General features: G+C 62.0%; 18 protein-coding genes. 10 read left to right on the forward strand and 8 right to left on the reverse strand.

Annotated elements, in window-relative coordinates; all coding sequences use genetic code 11:
- Positions 1–55: 55 nt before the first annotated feature.
- From soxC to ACNJX9_RS14095, 3 genes are all read left to right on the forward strand, one after another.
- Positions 56–1,327: a sulfite dehydrogenase gene (soxC, locus tag ACNJX9_RS14085; RefSeq protein WP_439409273.1), complete on the forward strand. Its 1,272-nt coding sequence runs from the start codon at positions 56–58 to the stop codon at positions 1,325–1,327.
- Positions 1,314–1,850: a c-type cytochrome gene (locus ACNJX9_RS14090; protein ID WP_439409274.1), complete on the forward strand. Its 537-nt coding sequence runs from the start codon at positions 1,314–1,316 to the stop codon at positions 1,848–1,850. The genes soxC and ACNJX9_RS14090 overlap by 14 nt, the downstream gene beginning before the upstream one ends.
- A gap of 113 nt (positions 1,851–1,963) precedes the next feature.
- Positions 1,964–2,248, forward strand: a complete 285-nt coding sequence (locus ACNJX9_RS14095) for a hypothetical protein (RefSeq protein WP_439409275.1) — start codon at positions 1,964–1,966, stop codon at positions 2,246–2,248.
- A 104-nt stretch (positions 2,249–2,352) separates the two neighbouring features.
- Here ACNJX9_RS14095 and ACNJX9_RS14100 read toward each other — a convergent pair whose 3' ends face one another.
- The 3 genes from ACNJX9_RS14100 to ACNJX9_RS14110 form a co-directional block, all read right to left on the reverse strand.
- Positions 2,353–3,567, reverse strand: coding sequence for a mandelate racemase/muconate lactonizing enzyme family protein (locus ACNJX9_RS14100; protein ID WP_057749653.1), 1,215 nt, complete (start codon positions 3,565–3,567; stop codon positions 2,353–2,355).
- 497 nt (positions 3,568–4,064) lie between these two features.
- The gene (locus ACNJX9_RS14105) at positions 4,065–5,315 is read right to left on the reverse strand and encodes an NRAMP family divalent metal transporter (protein ID WP_439410055.1); all 1,251 of its coding nucleotides are present in this window, start codon (positions 5,313–5,315) and stop codon (positions 4,065–4,067) included.
- A gap of 222 nt (positions 5,316–5,537) precedes the next feature.
- Positions 5,538–6,269 carry a Crp/Fnr family transcriptional regulator gene (locus ACNJX9_RS14110; protein ID WP_439409276.1) on the reverse strand — a complete coding sequence of 244 codons (732 nt, stop codon included), beginning with the start codon at positions 6,267–6,269 and terminating at the stop codon, positions 5,538–5,540.
- 344 nt (positions 6,270–6,613) lie between these two features.
- Between ACNJX9_RS14110 and ACNJX9_RS14115 the strand changes: the two genes are divergently transcribed.
- Positions 6,614–6,805, forward strand: coding sequence for a DUF3606 domain-containing protein (locus ACNJX9_RS14115; protein ID WP_271617462.1), 192 nt, complete (start codon positions 6,614–6,616; stop codon positions 6,803–6,805).
- Here the strand turns inward: ACNJX9_RS14115 and ACNJX9_RS14120 are convergent.
- Both ACNJX9_RS14120 and ACNJX9_RS14125 read right to left on the reverse strand, forming a co-directional pair.
- On the reverse strand, positions 6,798–6,983 hold the full coding sequence (locus ACNJX9_RS14120) for a hypothetical protein (RefSeq protein WP_439409277.1): 186 nt from the start codon (positions 6,981–6,983) through the stop codon (positions 6,798–6,800). The two genes, ACNJX9_RS14115 and ACNJX9_RS14120, sit on opposite strands and share 8 nt — an antisense overlap.
- Positions 6,984–7,143: 160 nt before the next feature.
- Positions 7,144–7,404, reverse strand: a complete 261-nt coding sequence (locus ACNJX9_RS14125) for a hypothetical protein (RefSeq protein WP_439409278.1) — start codon at positions 7,402–7,404, stop codon at positions 7,144–7,146.
- 174 nt (positions 7,405–7,578) lie between these two features.
- On the opposite strand from ACNJX9_RS14125, the gene ACNJX9_RS14130 reads away from it, so the two are divergent.
- The 4 genes from ACNJX9_RS14130 (at position 7,579) to ACNJX9_RS14145 (ending at position 9,762) form a co-directional block, all read left to right on the forward strand.
- Positions 7,579–7,794 (forward strand): hypothetical protein, encoded by a 216-nt coding sequence (locus ACNJX9_RS14130; RefSeq protein WP_057749644.1) that lies wholly within the window; start codon positions 7,579–7,581, stop codon positions 7,792–7,794.
- A gap of 762 nt (positions 7,795–8,556) precedes the next feature.
- Positions 8,557–8,817 carry a hypothetical protein gene (locus ACNJX9_RS14135; protein WP_057749641.1) on the forward strand — a complete coding sequence of 87 codons (261 nt, stop codon included), beginning with the start codon at positions 8,557–8,559 and terminating at the stop codon, positions 8,815–8,817.
- A gap of 332 nt (positions 8,818–9,149) precedes the next feature.
- The gene (locus ACNJX9_RS14140) at positions 9,150–9,398 is read left to right on the forward strand and encodes a hypothetical protein (protein WP_271601385.1); all 249 of its coding nucleotides are present in this window, start codon (positions 9,150–9,152) and stop codon (positions 9,396–9,398) included.
- Positions 9,399–9,504: 106 nt separating this feature from the next.
- A complete protein-coding gene (locus ACNJX9_RS14145; RefSeq protein WP_439409279.1) occupies positions 9,505–9,762 on the forward strand; it encodes a hypothetical protein in 258 nt (85 codons plus the stop codon).
- 46 nt (positions 9,763–9,808) lie between these two features.
- Here ACNJX9_RS14145 and ACNJX9_RS14150 read toward each other — a convergent pair whose 3' ends face one another.
- The 3 genes from ACNJX9_RS14150 to ACNJX9_RS14160 all read right to left on the reverse strand — a co-directional run bounded on the left by ACNJX9_RS14150 (position 9,809) and on the right by ACNJX9_RS14160 (position 12,095).
- Positions 9,809–10,009: a hypothetical protein gene (locus ACNJX9_RS14150; RefSeq protein WP_271601383.1), complete on the reverse strand. Its 201-nt coding sequence runs from the start codon at positions 10,007–10,009 to the stop codon at positions 9,809–9,811.
- A 276-nt stretch (positions 10,010–10,285) separates the two neighbouring features.
- Positions 10,286–11,791, reverse strand: a complete 1,506-nt coding sequence (locus tag ACNJX9_RS14155) for an FAD-dependent monooxygenase (protein WP_439409280.1) — start codon at positions 11,789–11,791, stop codon at positions 10,286–10,288.
- Positions 11,792–11,900: 109 nt separating this feature from the next.
- A complete protein-coding gene (locus ACNJX9_RS14160; RefSeq protein WP_439409281.1) occupies positions 11,901–12,095 on the reverse strand; it encodes a hypothetical protein in 195 nt (64 codons plus the stop codon).
- Between the two features lie 212 nt (positions 12,096–12,307).
- Here ACNJX9_RS14160 and ACNJX9_RS14165 point away from each other — a divergent pair, with 212 nt between their 5' ends.
- Positions 12,308–12,712, forward strand: coding sequence for a hypothetical protein (locus ACNJX9_RS14165; protein ID WP_439409282.1), 405 nt, complete (start codon positions 12,308–12,310; stop codon positions 12,710–12,712).
- A 389-nt stretch (positions 12,713–13,101) separates the two neighbouring features.
- Positions 13,102–13,299 (forward strand): hypothetical protein, encoded by a 198-nt coding sequence (locus ACNJX9_RS14170; protein ID WP_271601379.1) that lies wholly within the window; start codon positions 13,102–13,104, stop codon positions 13,297–13,299.
- The last annotated feature ends 912 nt before the right edge of the window (positions 13,300–14,211 follow it).

Below are 14,211 nucleotides of genomic sequence, written 5' to 3' on the forward strand. Positions count from 1 at the left end.
CAAACGCGCTTCGCGGCAGGTTTCATGCGGGCCGAGCTTCAGCAGAGGGCCCGCCATGAGCAACAAGATCCACACAAGCGACAAACCCATCGGGACCACACGCCGACGCTTCCTGCAAAGTGGCGGCGCCGCGGCGGGCGGCGTTGTCCTTGGAGCTGGTGCGTCGACGGCGGCGGAGACGGACAACCTTCCGCCCAACGTGCCCGATTGGATGAAGGCGCCCGGCGATCCCATGGGGCGCCAGCCCTATGGTGCGCCGTCGCCGTTCGAGAAGGGCGTGGTCAAGAACATCTCGAAGAACCTCAAACAGTACATCTCCGCGTCCGGCCGCACGCCGTTGCAGGATCTCGATGGCATCATCACGCCGAACGGGCTGTTCTACGAGCGCCACCACGGCGGTGTGCCGACCATCGATCCGGCACAACATCGCTTGATGCTTCACGGCCTCGTCGAGCGCCCTCTGATCTTTACCATGGATGATCTCAGGCGTTTTCCGTCGGAATCGCGCATCCACTTTCTCGAATGCTCCGGCAATCCCGGTTACACCAAGCCTTATGGCAAAACCGCATCGGACCTCGTGGGTCTGCTAAGTTGTGCGGAATGGACCGGCGTGAGCCTGAAACTGGTGCTTCAGGAGGCCGGGCTGAAGCCGGAAGCCAAATGGATCATCGCCGAAGGCGCCGACGCCGCCGCGCTGACCCGCAGCATCCCCATCGAGAAATGCCTCGAGGACGCCATGCTCGTCTACAGCCAGAACGGCGAGCGGCTCCGGCCGCAGCAGGGTTATCCGTTGCGGCTGCTTTTGCCCGGCTTCGAAGGCAATATGAATGTGAAATGGCTGCGACGCCTGCACGTGACGGCGGAGCCCGCTTACTCGCGCGAAGAGACCTCGAAATACACCGATCTTCTGCCTGATGGCACGGCGCGTGAGTTCTCTTTCTACATGGAGGCGAAGTCGATCATCACCCGTCCCTCGGGTGGTCAGCGCCTCAACGCAACGGGCTTCCACGAAATTACCGGAATCGCCTGGAGCGGCCACGGCAAGATCCGGCGAGTCGAGGTGTCGGTCGATGACGGCAGGAGTTGGCAGGATGCGCTGGTGCAGGAGCCGGTGCTGACGCGCGCGCTCACGCGCTTCCGCTTGCCCTGGCGATGGGACGGCAAGCCGGCGGTGATCCAGAGCCGTGCGGTCGACGAGACCGGCTATGTGCAGCCGACGCTCGCCGAGCTGCTCGCAGTACGCGGCGAGAACTATTTCTACCACAACAATGCAATCTGGCCCTGGCGCATCAGTGCCGACGGGGAGGTGACCAATGCGCTGGCGTGAGATCTGCGGCGTTGTTCTCGTATTCTTGATCTGGGCGAGCAGCGCGCAGGCGCAAAGCACCTATGGCATTGGGCGGCAGGCCACCGCAGCGGAGATTGCGGGCTGGAATATCGACGTCGGACGTGACGGCAGCAATCTGCCGGCAGGCCGCGGTTCGGTCAGCCAGGGACGGGATATATTCGCTCAACAATGCGCCTCGTGCCACGGCGAGAAGGGCGAGGGCGCTATTGGCGACAGACTCGTTGGCGGACAAGGCACAATCGGGACACCAAGGCCGATCCGGACGGTCGGGAGTTACTGGCCTTATTCGCCAACATTGTTCGACTATATTCGCCGCGCGATGCCGCAGAACGCGCCGCAATCGCTCAGCAATGAAGACGTGTACGCAGTGTCGGCCTACATCCTAAGCTTGAACGGATTGGTGCGAGATGATGCCACGCTCGATGCCAAGTCGCTCGCAGCGATCAAAATGCCAAACCGCGACAAATTTGTTGGCGACGCGCGGCCCGACGTCAAGCGTTGAGCAGAGTTGCCTGTGAGTTCCCCTCGCATTGGCTCGGAACTTGCCGATCCGATACCGGAACTCGTCGGGCCCGCTTTGCGTTGATCCACGAGAGAAAAGGTGCAGTTTTTCCGATGGCCACAGCTCGCTTCGCAAATTCCCTCTCAATAGCACTTCGGCACCCCGGCGTGATCGCGATGATCGTGGCCGCTGTGACGATTGCTGCGATGCTGATCGTTGACCACGGGCCGTGGAGTCGCGCCAAGACCCAGCCGGCTTATGTCGCGATGTATGCGACCACAGGCGAAGCCGCCCGCGCGGCGGGCGCCAAGGTGCTTCCGACCGAACCGAAATCGCCAGTCGAACCGGAACGGCCGGGGCCGAAGACATCCCCGACCGTCAATCCGGTGACACCTTAAAGCGAGATGCGATTAGGACGAATCGTCATCGCGCTTTAGCTCTTTGTTTGAGCATGATCTTTTCGGAAAACCGCTTCACACTTTTCCGGATCATGACCTGGCGGTCAGCTCTTGCGGCCGTAACTGAGGAGCCCGCCTGTCGTCTTTGGCGGATGCGCGCGAAGCGCCTCCTCGTTGGGCTCGGTGCCCCAGCCGGGCCTATCAGGAATGATCAGATGGCCGTTCTGGATGTCCGGTTCATGCGTGAACAGTTCGCGATCCCAGGCGAGGCGGTCGATGTCGATCTCCATGATGCGCAGGTTCGGCACCGCCGCGCAGAAATGCGCGTTCATCATCGAGCAGAGGTGCCCGTAGAAATTATGCGGCGCGACGTTGACCTCGAAGGCTTCCGCCGCTGAGGCGATCTTCATCGACTGCCACACACCATTCCAGGGCGTGTCGATGATGGCGACGTCCATTGCCTGCTCGCGGAAATAGGGCAGGAATTCGCGCAGGCCGAGCAGCGTTTCGCAGGATGAGATCGGATGCGGGCTCTGCCGGCGGATGTAGCCGAGGGCCTCCGGATTAAAGCTGTCGATCTCGATCCAGAACATGTCGAGATCGGCGATCTCCCGCAGGATCTTCAAATAGCCTTCAGTCTTGGCGTTGAAATTGCAGTCGAGCAAGATGTCGACATCAGGGCCCGCGCCGTCGCGTATTGCCTCGAGATGCATGCGCAGGTCGCGCAGGATCTTGCGGTCGACATTGATCTCGGGCGCAAAGGGCGAGCCGAAGCCGGGCCGCCAGCCCGTGGGTTTGCCGTCGTCATAGGAAAAGATGTTGGTCTTTAGCGCGGTGAATTTCTTCTCGCGCACCTCACGCCCCATGGCCTTGACGCCGTCGAGATTTTCGATCGGCGGCTTGTACCAGGAGGGATGATTGATCCGCCAAGTGGCGCAGTGGGACCAATAGACCCTGACGCGGTCGCGGATCTTGCCGCCGAGAAGCTCATAGCAGGGCACGCCCAGGCACTTGGCCTTGGCATCAAGCAACGCATTCTCGATCGCGCCCAGCGCCTGCGCCACAACGCCGCCGGCGGCAGGGCGGGTGGCGGCAAACAGCTCGGCATGGATACGCTCATGCTCGAAGACATTCTGGCCGATCACGCGCGCCGACAGGCGCTGGATCGCCGCACCGACGCCGGGCGAGCCAAAACCCTCGTCGAACTCGCTCCAGCCGACGACGCCGTCTTCCGTCGTCACCTTGACGAAGTGATAGTTTCTCCAGCCTGCATCACAGGCAAGGATCTCGAGACTTGTTGCTTTTGATGATTTTGCCATGTCGCTCCCTGTCGCCCGGCAAGGGCGCTATTGGTTTTGTGGTCCCGGTCGCAAGCTCGGGCCCAGCCACAATTGTTAGGCTAACGGCCGAGTGCGGTGAAGCCCGCAAATGCTTGCCCAGCCATCGAAGTTTGAGCCTTCTGGCAGGAGGCCCGTAGAATCCAGTGGGAATGATGTTTCTTGGGATGGTCCCGAAATGCGCCAAGCCCTGACTTTTTTGGCCACAATCGGACCCGATCAAGGACGCATGCAGTTCTTAGCCATGATTTCGGTTCCGGCGCTCCTCACGATGAGGGGGGGCCGCCATTTCCGATCGGTTGCTCACAGCCGATCAGAACGTCGCGCAAGGGGTGGAGTAGCGCGCGCGAGCGAGGGCGCTTTGTCTTTGGGGAGACAACAATGCTTTCAGTCGACCAGTTCTTGCGGTTCATCAGTGTGCCGGCCGTGATTGCGGCCTTCATCATCGCCTCGCAGATATCGGCGGCGCTCTCGCCGGTCTAGCCTATCACCGACGAGGCGAGCAGGGCGAGGACGGCCAGCGCCATCAGGGCGGTGCCGAGCCAGCCCAGCACGACCAGCCAGCGTCTCGCCTTGAAGCGGCCCATGACGGCCCTGCTCGAGACGATCACCATCATCATCGCCATGATGGGGACCGCGACGATGCCGTTGAGCACGGCGCTCCACACCAGCATGTGGATCGAGTCGATCCCGGTAAAGCCGAGCCCGAAGCCGATGATGGTCGCGGCCGCGATGATGGTATAGAAGCCGACCGCCTTCTCCGGCCTTGCCTCCAGCGTCGCGCGCCAGCCGAAGATTTCCGCCACGCCATAAGCCGCCGAGCCAGCCAGCACCGGAATTGCCAGCAGGCCCGTGCCGATGATGCCGAGCGCGAACAGCGCGAAGGTGAAGTCGCCGGCGAGCGGCCGCAGCGCTTCGGCCGCTTCCGTCGCCGAGTTGATGTTGGTGACGCCGTTGGCGTTCAGCACCGAGGCCGTGGTCAGGATGATGAAGAAGGCGATGCCGTTCGACAGCAGCATGCCGAGCGTCGTATCGACCCTGATGCGCGTGAGCTCGGGATGGTCGCTGGCACGTCGTGTCTCCTCGCGGAGCGGTCGGTCGCGCATGCCGAGGTTCATTTCCTCCACCTCCTGGGAGGCCTGCCAGAAAAACAGATAGGGGCTGATGGTGGTGCCGAGCACTGCGACCACCATCATGAAATAATCGGCGCTGACATTCGCCTTCGGCCATACCGCCGACAGCAGCGCTTTGCTCCACGGAATCTCCACCGTGAAGGCGGTCGCGACATAGGCGAACAGCGTCAATGTCAGGAATTTCAGCACCGGGGAGTAGCGGCGATAGGGCAGGAAGACCTGGAGCAGGGTCGAGCCGGCCGCGAAGATCAACGCATGCTCGTGATTGAGCCCGCCGACGACCAGCGAGAGCGCCTCCGCCATCGCGGCGATGTCGGCGGCGATGTTGAAGGTGTTCGCGGCAACGAGCAGACCCACAAGCGCCATCACGATCCAGCGCGGAGCGAGCTCTTTTACATTCGCCGCGAGTCCCTTGCCGGTGACCCGACCGATCTGCGCGCTGACCAGCTGAATGGCGATCATGAACGGCGTGGTCAGGAACACCGTCCAGAGCAGACCATAGCCGAACTGCGCGCCGGCCTGGGAATAGGTGGCGATGCCCGACGGATCGTCGTCGGCCGCTCCCGTGATCAGGCCCGGCCCAAGCCGTTGCAGCAGCGTCGGCGCCGCCTTTGTCGGAGCGACGGCGCTATCGCGCGCGGAGGCTTGAAGTTTGGATCGGTTCGACAGGGCACACCTTCCGGAAATTGCGAATTCAAGGTTTAAGCTCGATCATGGCCGGAAAGTTCCATGGCCCGGTTCTGGCTGGTCTACCTCCACGTCAAGAACAGGGCATGACGCCCGCTTGCGGCGGTCCGCAACTTTCTCCGGAGCATGCTTCTAGGACGACGGCGACATCTGCAGATAGCGGCCGTCGAACTGGGCGAGCTCCTGCAGCTTGTGCTCGTTGAGGATCCGCACCGTGCCGCGCTGGAGCTCCAGCACGCCGTCGATTCGTAGTTCGCGCAGGATGCGGTTGGTGTGCACGCTCGTCACGCCCATGGCTTCGCCGAACTGCTCCTGCGTCAACGGGATTTCGAAGGTATTGTCGATCACGCGGCCGATCAGGCGCAGCCGTTCGCGCAACTCGACGATCAGATGGGCAAGCCGGTTGTGAGTCGCGCGCTGGCCGACATTGACGATCCATTCCCGCGACACCGCGGCATCCACCAGCGTGTCGCGCCAGAACATGTCGCCGACACCGGATCGCTGGCTGATGAGGTCGTTCAGCGCCTTGTGGGCGATGAAGGCCAGCGTGCAATCGGACAGCGCGATCAGGTCGTGGTCGACGGTGGGGAAGTGGAGGTTCTGCAGGTTCGGCAGGTCGCCGGGAATGTGGATCGAGAGGATCTGGCGCCTGCCGTCCACGATCGTCTTGGAGCGGAAGCAGAAGCCGTCGGCGATCAGGCAGCATTCGCTCGGCTGTTCGCCGTCGCGCAGCACGGCTTGGTTTTCCCGAAAGGTGCGGAGCGTGAACGGCAGCGCCGCGAGTGCTTCCAAATCCCTGTCGTCCGCGCCGGTCGTCGTTTTCAGGCGCTGAAACAGCGGCGCCCAGATCATGTCGCTTGTCACGGCACTCGATTCCCCCACGCGACTGAGCGCGTGACGGCCAAAAAGCATAGACTCCGGCGTGCTGTTGACAACAAAGGTTAAATCATGCCGCTCCCGCCTCTCAACATTGTGGACGATGCGTTAGCGAAAGAGGCAAATCCAACAAATGTTAAGTGCGGCGAGCCCAACCGCACCCGCGACTAACATTTATCAAGTCGGTCGCAGGTTTCGTTGGCGGCGGGCCTACAGCGGCCGACGTCTGAGCTGATTTTCCGAATTACATTGGCTGTACGAATTTTCACCCAGCTCTGCTTCGGAACGTGGCGGGCGTGGCGACGTTCTTCTTTTCCGAGGAGGACGTCGCAATGGATCGCCTGACGAAGCGCGAGCAGCCGGATCGCAGCAAGATCAACATGCACGAGGCCTGGGAGGTCAAGTACTGGAGCCATGCGCTCGGCGTCTCCAGGGAGGAGCTGCAACAGGCCGTCGACAAGGTGGGGAATTCGGCGGCCGCCGTCCGCAAGGAGCTCGCGGTGCGACCCGCGATCCCTACTTGATGCTGACGAACATGCCCCAGGCGGCGGAGAGCGCCGCGCCGGTGAAGACGACTGCCGGGCTGTCGCAGAACAGGCCGCCATAGCGGCATACATAAGCCCCGAACGAGCCGAGCTCGTGATGGCCGGCCGAATAGAACAGTCCCGACAGCCCAAGCAATAAGCCTGCGATGTAGTACATGGCTCCCTCACGCGAGAACGGACATGTGCCAACATGGCGCGAAGAGATTTCGTCTCGCCGAATCCGCAAGGGTGCATTCGATTAAAGATTGATTCGTTCCAGTGAGACTAGGTCACCGTTAGAGAAGCGGCGCTACGAGTTTCTCACTTGCGGCTCTCAGCTAATAAGGGTTGAGCACGCTCTCGAGAAATTGCTGCTTTTCGCCGGGCGCGTAACCCTGGCAAGCGCCGTAATATGGTTCTGGCCTGTCACAGGGGTTGGCGGACCGATAATATTGCCGCGGCGCATAGGCAAAGCCTGACGGGTACATGTGGTGATGGGGACGAACCGCCGCGTGCCGGTGGTGCCCGTGATGCACGCTTGCCGCGTTCGCGATGCCGCACAGGCTCAGCAGGACGCTCAAGGCCAAAATCGAACGCATCGCTGTCTTCCTCCGAAGAGTTCGCTCTTTGCTCAATCATTACCATGACGCGGCGTTCCAAGGAGTCGTTTTTTCGTCTTCCGACCTCGCGGCAAAGCATCGGGGAAATTTGGCAATAAGAAAGGGAACGGTGAAATCCGGATCGGGGTTGATCTTGCACTGAGGAGCACTTCGATGGACAGAACCTCGATCTATGATGAGTTGAGCCGCGTTGAGCGCGACGTGGTGGCAGGAGAGCGACAGCTTGCAGAACAGGAGCGGCTGGTGCTCGACTTGAAAAAGGAAGGCGAGAATACTTCGGCTGCTGAAAGGGAGCTGGAACGGCTGCGTGAAGCTCAGCGCCTGCGCGATCAAGACCGCCAAAGGCTCCTCTCACTGCTGCAGCCCTGAGGCATTCCCCTACGCTCGCCCTAAAGCTGCTTGCGGCTGAGCACATCACCAGGCAATCGGCTGGAGGTGGGAGAAGAGGTCGAACACAAGTTCGCGCGCTTTCAAACTCTGCGGGGTGCCTAAAAAGGCCCCAGCTCACGTAGTGGGGGCGATGGAGCTGGGGCCGACTTGGGGTCACCCTTTGGGGAAGGGCACCGGGAAAACTTGGTAGTAGCGATATCGTTCCTAAACAGCTTTCCAAATGAAGAGGCCCCGGCTTTTGCAAAAGCCGGGGCCAACCACCCTCCCGGGGGGCGCGTCGTTTGTTCCTCATCAAGTGCCGGGAAAACTCGGCATCTCACCACTCAGTTCCGATGTCGAAGCTAAATTGCCAGTATCCGGATGAGTACGGCACCGGTCCGATCTTGAGGTCTTCCGTGAGGCTTGGTATCGTTTGCGGTGGAGGCCGGCGAAAATATTGCAGTCGTCCTCCGTTGGTAAACTTAAGCCCTTTGCGGCCCCGCCTTCGGGTGCCTCTAGTAGCGTTGGGGGCGGCAACGTTCCCTCCGTTCTTCCCTTAGACTCCGAAGGCGGGAGCTTTTTGCCTGCCGACCCATGGCTGCCGCAGCTACGGGCAAGCTACCCGCCTTTCCAGTGAGCGGGCGAAATGACTTCATCCTTGGATTGGGGGCAGCCGCCCGATTGAACCCGCATCGCCTCCGGCGACACCAAGACAGGCAGAGATGTTGCCTTGGTGACTGTTATCTTTGGCCGGATGCTGGCATGAGCCCCGCTCTTGATCTGCTCTATCGTCTTGCTGCGTTCGGGCTCGGCATCTACTGCGTCCGCAAGGCCTGGTACGGCTATGTCGAGCGCAAGATCCTGTTCGTCAGCGACGACTGGTGGGATTGGTCGAGATGGTCGCGGCAGGAGTTTTACCGCGACACCATGCCGATCCGCTATTGGATGCAGATGGTCGGCACGGCCGGCGGCGCGCTGCTGTGCCTGGTCGGTGCGATCGTCGGCTGGCAGCCGGGCAGCTGAAGACAGGACATCGCCGCGTTGTTTGAGCATGATCTCCGCGCAAACGCGTTCCGCTGATGTCGCGAGGGAAAACCCCCTTCACACTTTGCGCGAACGCGGCCCTTCGGGTCCGGATCATGCTCTAACGACGAAACCGTCCTGAAACAATCCTGAAACCAGATCGTCCTGAACTCGATCGCTGATAGGCCCGACCAACGGAGCGATAAGGAGACAACTCATGATCCAGATCGGTTCGAAGGAAGAAGTCGCGTTGCTGCTGGCCCTGTTCGGGACTCATACCCAGCCCGTCAGCAAGCCCAAGCCGAAATCGCGGCAAGGCTGAAGGCGAACCCATGCCGGGTCTGGCCGATTGCCTGAGCTTTCTGCGTTTGCTGATCGCGCGGGGAGATCCGAAAGGCATCCCGCTGGCGACCGATGCCATCGACGACTACCTCGCCATGGCCCCGGTCTGCGCACGTCGGCGCGGCCTGCGCGTGCTCCAGCAGGACGCGCTCGAGCTTCATGTCACTTCGGTTGGCGTGCAGCGCTCGTTCGCCGAGACGGTTGACGCCTATATCGAGCGGAAGCTGGCCGAGGAATGAGGCAAGCTTGACCTTTCGGGTCTCTTCCAAGGGCTGGCATCCCTCTTGCTATGAGACGTCTTAATCCGGCCCGGCCCTTCGGGCCGTTTCAGATTGAGGCGATCACATGCAGTCAACGTCCCGTTTTGAAGCGACCGCGTCCCTGCAGCTCCATGCCCTGATCTCCGACCTGCACTGGCGGATCCAGATGCTGGACGGCGATATTGCCGAGGAGGAGCGCAATGCCGGCAATGCCGATCCTCGCAGCCCCACTTATTCGATGCTGGCGTTGAATATGCGGGAGCGCCGCGACAATTTACGGACCTCGATCGCCTTGCTGGAAGCGCGGATCGGGCAGACGGCGCAGCTGTCGCGCGCGGCATAGACAGAAGCCGCCGTCTTCGCCGGCCAGATAGGCGCGATATGCTCGCTCATGTCGGCGCCCTCAGGCCGGGCGAATGCAGCCAGGCCTCGATCTGCATCGCCGTCTCGTCCTGCCGCGCGCGGCGCAGCAGCATCTCGCGGCGACGTCCCGGCGCGAGCGCGCGCGCCTGCTCGCGCAATTGCGCGGCTTCCTCTTGAAGCCTCTGGTGAAGTGTCTTGGTCTGCTTGAAACGACGCCGCTTCAACATGGCGATGCTCCCATGTTCGAGAAGGCGGGAGCGCGATCGGGCGTTCTCATCACCGATATCTGCCGGGGGCCTTGCGGTGATGGTTAACCGTACGACCCGTCTTGCAAGGAGTCCTCATCATTTGATAGGTCGGCCGAGAAATCTTCGTGCTGTTTTCAAGCGCTATTTGCAGCCTTTGAGCCACTTACTCATTTTACGCGACGGCTGAATCCAAAGTGCACTTTTGAACAAAACAGCAAGCCCGCCGGGCTTGCTGTTTTGGCTGCTGCAATGATCCTACGCTGCGCCGAACCAGGTCGTGAGCGCCTCCGCGAGTCCGCCTCCGCTCTCCTCGCCCACCCACGCCACATGCCCGTCGGGCCGCACCAGCACCGCTGTCGGTGCGGCAATCGCTCCGATGCAAGGGAGCTCCCATGCGCCGTCGTAAATGGCATCGATACGTGGGACACGATCGGCCCAGGGCGAGATGTCCAGCCTGACAGGACTGCCGAAATCGAGTAGGAAGCCGCGCCCATCGTGCAGCAGCGTGAACAGCCGCATCGGCCGCCCCGCGACGGTCAACGCCAGATCGGGCATGCGGCGGCCGAGCAAGGGATGCGCGCCGCCGAGATCATAGCTGATATCGAGCCCGCTCATCATTGCGCCATAGCGCTTGCGGGGCTCCTCCATTGCGAGCAGCTCTGAGACGATTTCGAGCGCGGCCTTGCGGCCGTCGTCGTTGCGGCGGAGCAGGGCGATCTGCGCCCTGGTGTTGCGCAAGACGCGCGCAGCCACGGGATGGCGTTCGGCGTGATAGCTGTCCAGCAGGCGGTCGGGCGAAATGCCCTTCACCACCTGCGCCAGCTTCCAGCCGAGATTGACGGCATCCTGCAAGCCGGTGTTGAGGCCCTGTCCGCCGATGGAATGATGGATGTGCGCGGCATCGCCGGCGAGCAGCACGCGTTCTTTGCGATATCTGACGGCCTGGCGTGCCGCATCGGTGAAGCGCGAGATCCAGGACGGATTGTGGACGCCGAAGTCCGTGCCGTACACGGCGATCAGCCCCTCGCTCAGATCGCGCAAAGAAGGCTCGCCGCTACGATCGAGTGTTGCTTCCGTTATGACGACCAGCACGCGTCCGTTCTCCGTCTTGCTGAGACCGTGAAAGCCGAGGCCATCGTGACGCAGGCCCCATTGCGGCACCTCATGTATCTCGACCTCGGCCATGAGATTGCTGAGCGTCGGATCCGTGCCGGCAAAAGTGAGGCCCGCCGCCTTTCGGACCAGGCTGCGCCCGCCGTCGCAGCCGACCAGATAATCCGCGCGCAGGCTCTCGCCGCTGGCGAGCGTCACGTCGACGCCGGTTAAGTCCTGCACCAGGCTTGTTACCTCGCGGCCCCGATAGATGGAAACTCCGAGCTGCTCGACCCAATCAGCGAGGATGCGCTCGATGTGGCTCTGCCGCAGCGCAAGCCCGTAAGGGTGAGGCGTGGGCAGATCGCTGATGTCGAACCGCGTCCAGGCAAAGCCCGCGAGCTGCGTGATCGTCCCTTCGCGCAGGAAGCGATCGGCAACGCCGCGCTGATCGAGGATCTCGATGCTGCGCGCGTGCAGGCCGCCCGCGCGCGTGCCGGTGAGGTTCTGGCTGGCGCGGCGCTCGAGAATCGCGACATCGCATCCGGCGAGCGCCAGCTCCGCCGCCAACATCAATCCGGTCGGCCCGCCGCCGGCGATCACGACGGCATGGTCTGATGTTGGCGACGTGCGGGCGCGCGGGCGAGGCGTCGGTAGCAGGACAGGCATGTGGTGACCCCTCTCTCTCGGCGGTTTGAGGCGCGGGGGTACACCGGGGACGGGAGCTTGAAGCAAGCCCGTTGTGCACCACATATCAAGTTGGGAGGAGGAGCTGCGCCTAATCGTCCTGCGACAGATCGCCGGGCCTGGTGGGCAGATCGATGGTTCCACCCTCGCCGTGCGCGAGATCGCGGTTCGTGTCAATCTCGCCCGCGTGTTCGATGTCGGCCTCCTGCGTTTCGCGTTCCTTGTCGATGCACGGCTTCTGCCCCGGCCGATCTCGCGACGTCCTGGGTGCAGCAGTGGATGTCATGGCCGGTCCTCCTGCGCGACCAACGCGCTTGGTTACCGGATCGTTCGCTTGACCCGTCGGGCAAAACACTGGCACCATGGCATCATCGAAGGAGTTCGGCTCAGCCCGCGCGGAGCAATTCGCCGCGGGTCATTTATTGTCAAACGATGTCCGCCTGCGCGCTCAGGAGGAACGGACTGCGGCGGCGGCATTTGTATGGTCCGGAGGAGTGCATGTTGACAGACGCTGACATCGCCATGCTCTGCGACATCGACCAGTCCATCGACTTCAGCTACGCGCACAAGAATGGCGACACCTACGAGCGCACCCCCAAGGGTGAAGCGGCCGTGATCGATCGCGGCGCTGAACAAGGCGTGATGTCGATTAGTCGCGGGCGATCCGATCGCGCTTGCCGTCGGCTGATCCGGCCGGCCCGCGGGCGTCGTGAAGTGCGACAGCTGGCAACGCGGCGCGCGCAAGTTTGGACCCGCAAGGGCGGTTTAGGAACCTTCAGTTCCAGGCCGGATTTGATATCGTGCCGGCATACCGCCGATTGGCCGGCTGGAATGGCGGCTCCGGCGCACAAAGCCCCCGTCCTGCACCGGAGCCGTTTTCGGTTTAGCCAAAATGTGGCTTGACCCGTCGGGCAAAACACTGGCATGATGGCGTCATCGAAAGAGGTCGGTTCAGCGCGTGGAAAACATCCGGCACGAGCTTTTTTGATGCCGCCGTCCTGATCGGAGTGTCCGCATGAGCCCGTCCGGTGTCGACGTCGAGAACTTCGGCGTCGTCGTCGACGACGATTCATGGATGATTGACCTCCTGCGATAAAATGCACGCCGCGCCTTGCGGGTTCCGGACCGAGACGCGCCGCAAGACGTGTGCGACAAATCGTTCGCGGTTTAAGTTCGCAACGTCATCGCGCTTCGCTGCGCCGGCATGAAGACTGGAAGCGCGACCAGCACACAGGCCTCGCCTCTCTCAGGAACCGGGCGCGACTTCGGAATTTGTATGATCCGGAGGAGCTGTGCTGACAGATTCTGATATTGCCCTGCTCTGCGACATCGGTCAGTCCATCGCCTTCGGCGATAGCGATGACCGGCACGAGCGGCTGTTTCGGCTCATTGCCGACGGCTACGTGCAGAAGGACGGCGACACCTACGAGCTCACCGCCAAGGGCGAAGCGGCCGTAATCGATCGCGGCGCCGGATTGAACAAGGCCTAATGCCGCTTTTTCGCGCTACGATCGGGAGTCGTCCTTGACCTCGGGCAAGCGCGCAAGTTCGGGCCGCGGGGATGTTAGGAACCTTCAGTTCGAGCCCGGATTTGGTCTCGTGCCGGCGTACCGCCGATTGGCCGTCTGCGAATGGCGGCTCCAGGCGCACCAAGCCCCCCGTCTCGCGCCGGAGCCGCCTTCGGTTTAGCCTAAACGACCTTTGACCCGTCTGCCAAAACACTGGCAGATGGCATCATGGAAATAGTTTAGTTCAGCCCGCGCGGGATTTATCGCTATAAACCTCACGACCCGACGTTCGAAATGCTGTTGATCGGGCTACGCTCCGCTCTACTTTCTGGCCTAACGCTGGGGCGAGTGCGTCGAGATCCGAGCGAATCCGCGGAGACCCAACCTCGCGACCAGGAAGCTCGACTACGGCCTGGGTTCACACGTGGCCGCGCTCGGCCTCGCGTTGAGCAAAGGCGAGAAGTCGTGTTCCAAATTCGATAACGGCCCTTGTCGGTGAGCACACAGCAGTCGGTCCCAGCCCGGCCGTAGCTGTCGGGTTATTTACATGCCGCTGGTGAATGGGCGGCCGGAAGGCAAATCTGGGTTGAGCAACTCTCGCCGCGTGGGAACCTAGGAACAAACGAGCCACCTTGAGGAATGCAATGCGATTTGCGGGCCCAACGGAGAAGAGCTCAACGGGAGCAATTCGCGCCCGCTCTACCGTCTTAGGGTGATGCCGGCGTCCGTCTGGCTAGGGCTGCGGATGAACGCCACGTCTACGAAGACCCCGGTTCTGGCATTGAAAGGCCTTCGTAATCCAAGATGCGGATAAGCAATCCAATGGTAGCCATTGTACCTTGCTCCGGGTCAGGGGGTGGGACAAGCCCTCGACCGCGATACCCCCACCTTAAG

It is taken from the genome of Bradyrhizobium sp. BLXBL-03 (genome assembly GCF_051853015.1).
Classification (GTDB): Bacteria; Pseudomonadota; Alphaproteobacteria; order Rhizobiales; family Xanthobacteraceae; genus Bradyrhizobium; species Bradyrhizobium manausense.

Excerpts from the sequence above, each read along its gene's own strand:
- ACNJX9_RS14145 (WP_439409279.1), top strand. The coding sequence starts at position 9,505 with ATGCAGTCAACGTCCCGTTTTGAAGCGACCGCGTCCCTGCAGCTCCAT.
- ACNJX9_RS14130 (WP_057749644.1), top strand. The coding sequence starts at position 7,579 with ATGGACAGAACCTCGATCTATGATGAGTTGAGCCGCGTTGAGCGCGAC.
- ACNJX9_RS14090 (WP_439409274.1), top strand. The coding sequence starts at position 1,314 with ATGCGCTGGCGTGAGATCTGCGGCGTTGTTCTCGTATTCTTGATCTGG.
- ACNJX9_RS14100 (WP_057749653.1), bottom strand. The coding sequence starts at position 3,567 with ATGGCAAAATCATCAAAAGCAACAAGTCTCGAGATCCTTGCCTGTGAT.
- ACNJX9_RS14115 (WP_271617462.1), top strand. The coding sequence starts at position 6,614 with ATGGATCGCCTGACGAAGCGCGAGCAGCCGGATCGCAGCAAGATCAAC.
- ACNJX9_RS14155 (WP_439409280.1), bottom strand. The coding sequence starts at position 11,791 with ATGCCTGTCCTGCTACCGACGCCTCGCCCGCGCGCCCGCACGTCGCCA.
- ACNJX9_RS14120 (WP_439409277.1), bottom strand. The coding sequence starts at position 6,983 with ATGTACTACATCGCAGGCTTATTGCTTGGGCTGTCGGGACTGTTCTAT.
- ACNJX9_RS14125 (WP_439409278.1), bottom strand. The coding sequence starts at position 7,404 with ATGCGTTCGATTTTGGCCTTGAGCGTCCTGCTGAGCCTGTGCGGCATC.
- ACNJX9_RS14135 (WP_057749641.1), top strand. The coding sequence starts at position 8,557 with ATGAGCCCCGCTCTTGATCTGCTCTATCGTCTTGCTGCGTTCGGGCTC.
- ACNJX9_RS14165 (WP_439409282.1), top strand. The coding sequence starts at position 12,308 with ATGTTGACAGACGCTGACATCGCCATGCTCTGCGACATCGACCAGTCC.
- ACNJX9_RS14150 (WP_271601383.1), bottom strand. The coding sequence starts at position 10,009 with ATGTTGAAGCGGCGTCGTTTCAAGCAGACCAAGACACTTCACCAGAGG.
- ACNJX9_RS14140 (WP_271601385.1), top strand. The coding sequence starts at position 9,150 with ATGCCGGGTCTGGCCGATTGCCTGAGCTTTCTGCGTTTGCTGATCGCG.
- ACNJX9_RS14095 (WP_439409275.1), top strand. The coding sequence starts at position 1,964 with ATGGCCACAGCTCGCTTCGCAAATTCCCTCTCAATAGCACTTCGGCAC.
- soxC (WP_439409273.1), top strand. The coding sequence starts at position 56 with ATGAGCAACAAGATCCACACAAGCGACAAACCCATCGGGACCACACGC.
- ACNJX9_RS14160 (WP_439409281.1), bottom strand. The coding sequence starts at position 12,095 with ATGACATCCACTGCTGCACCCAGGACGTCGCGAGATCGGCCGGGGCAG.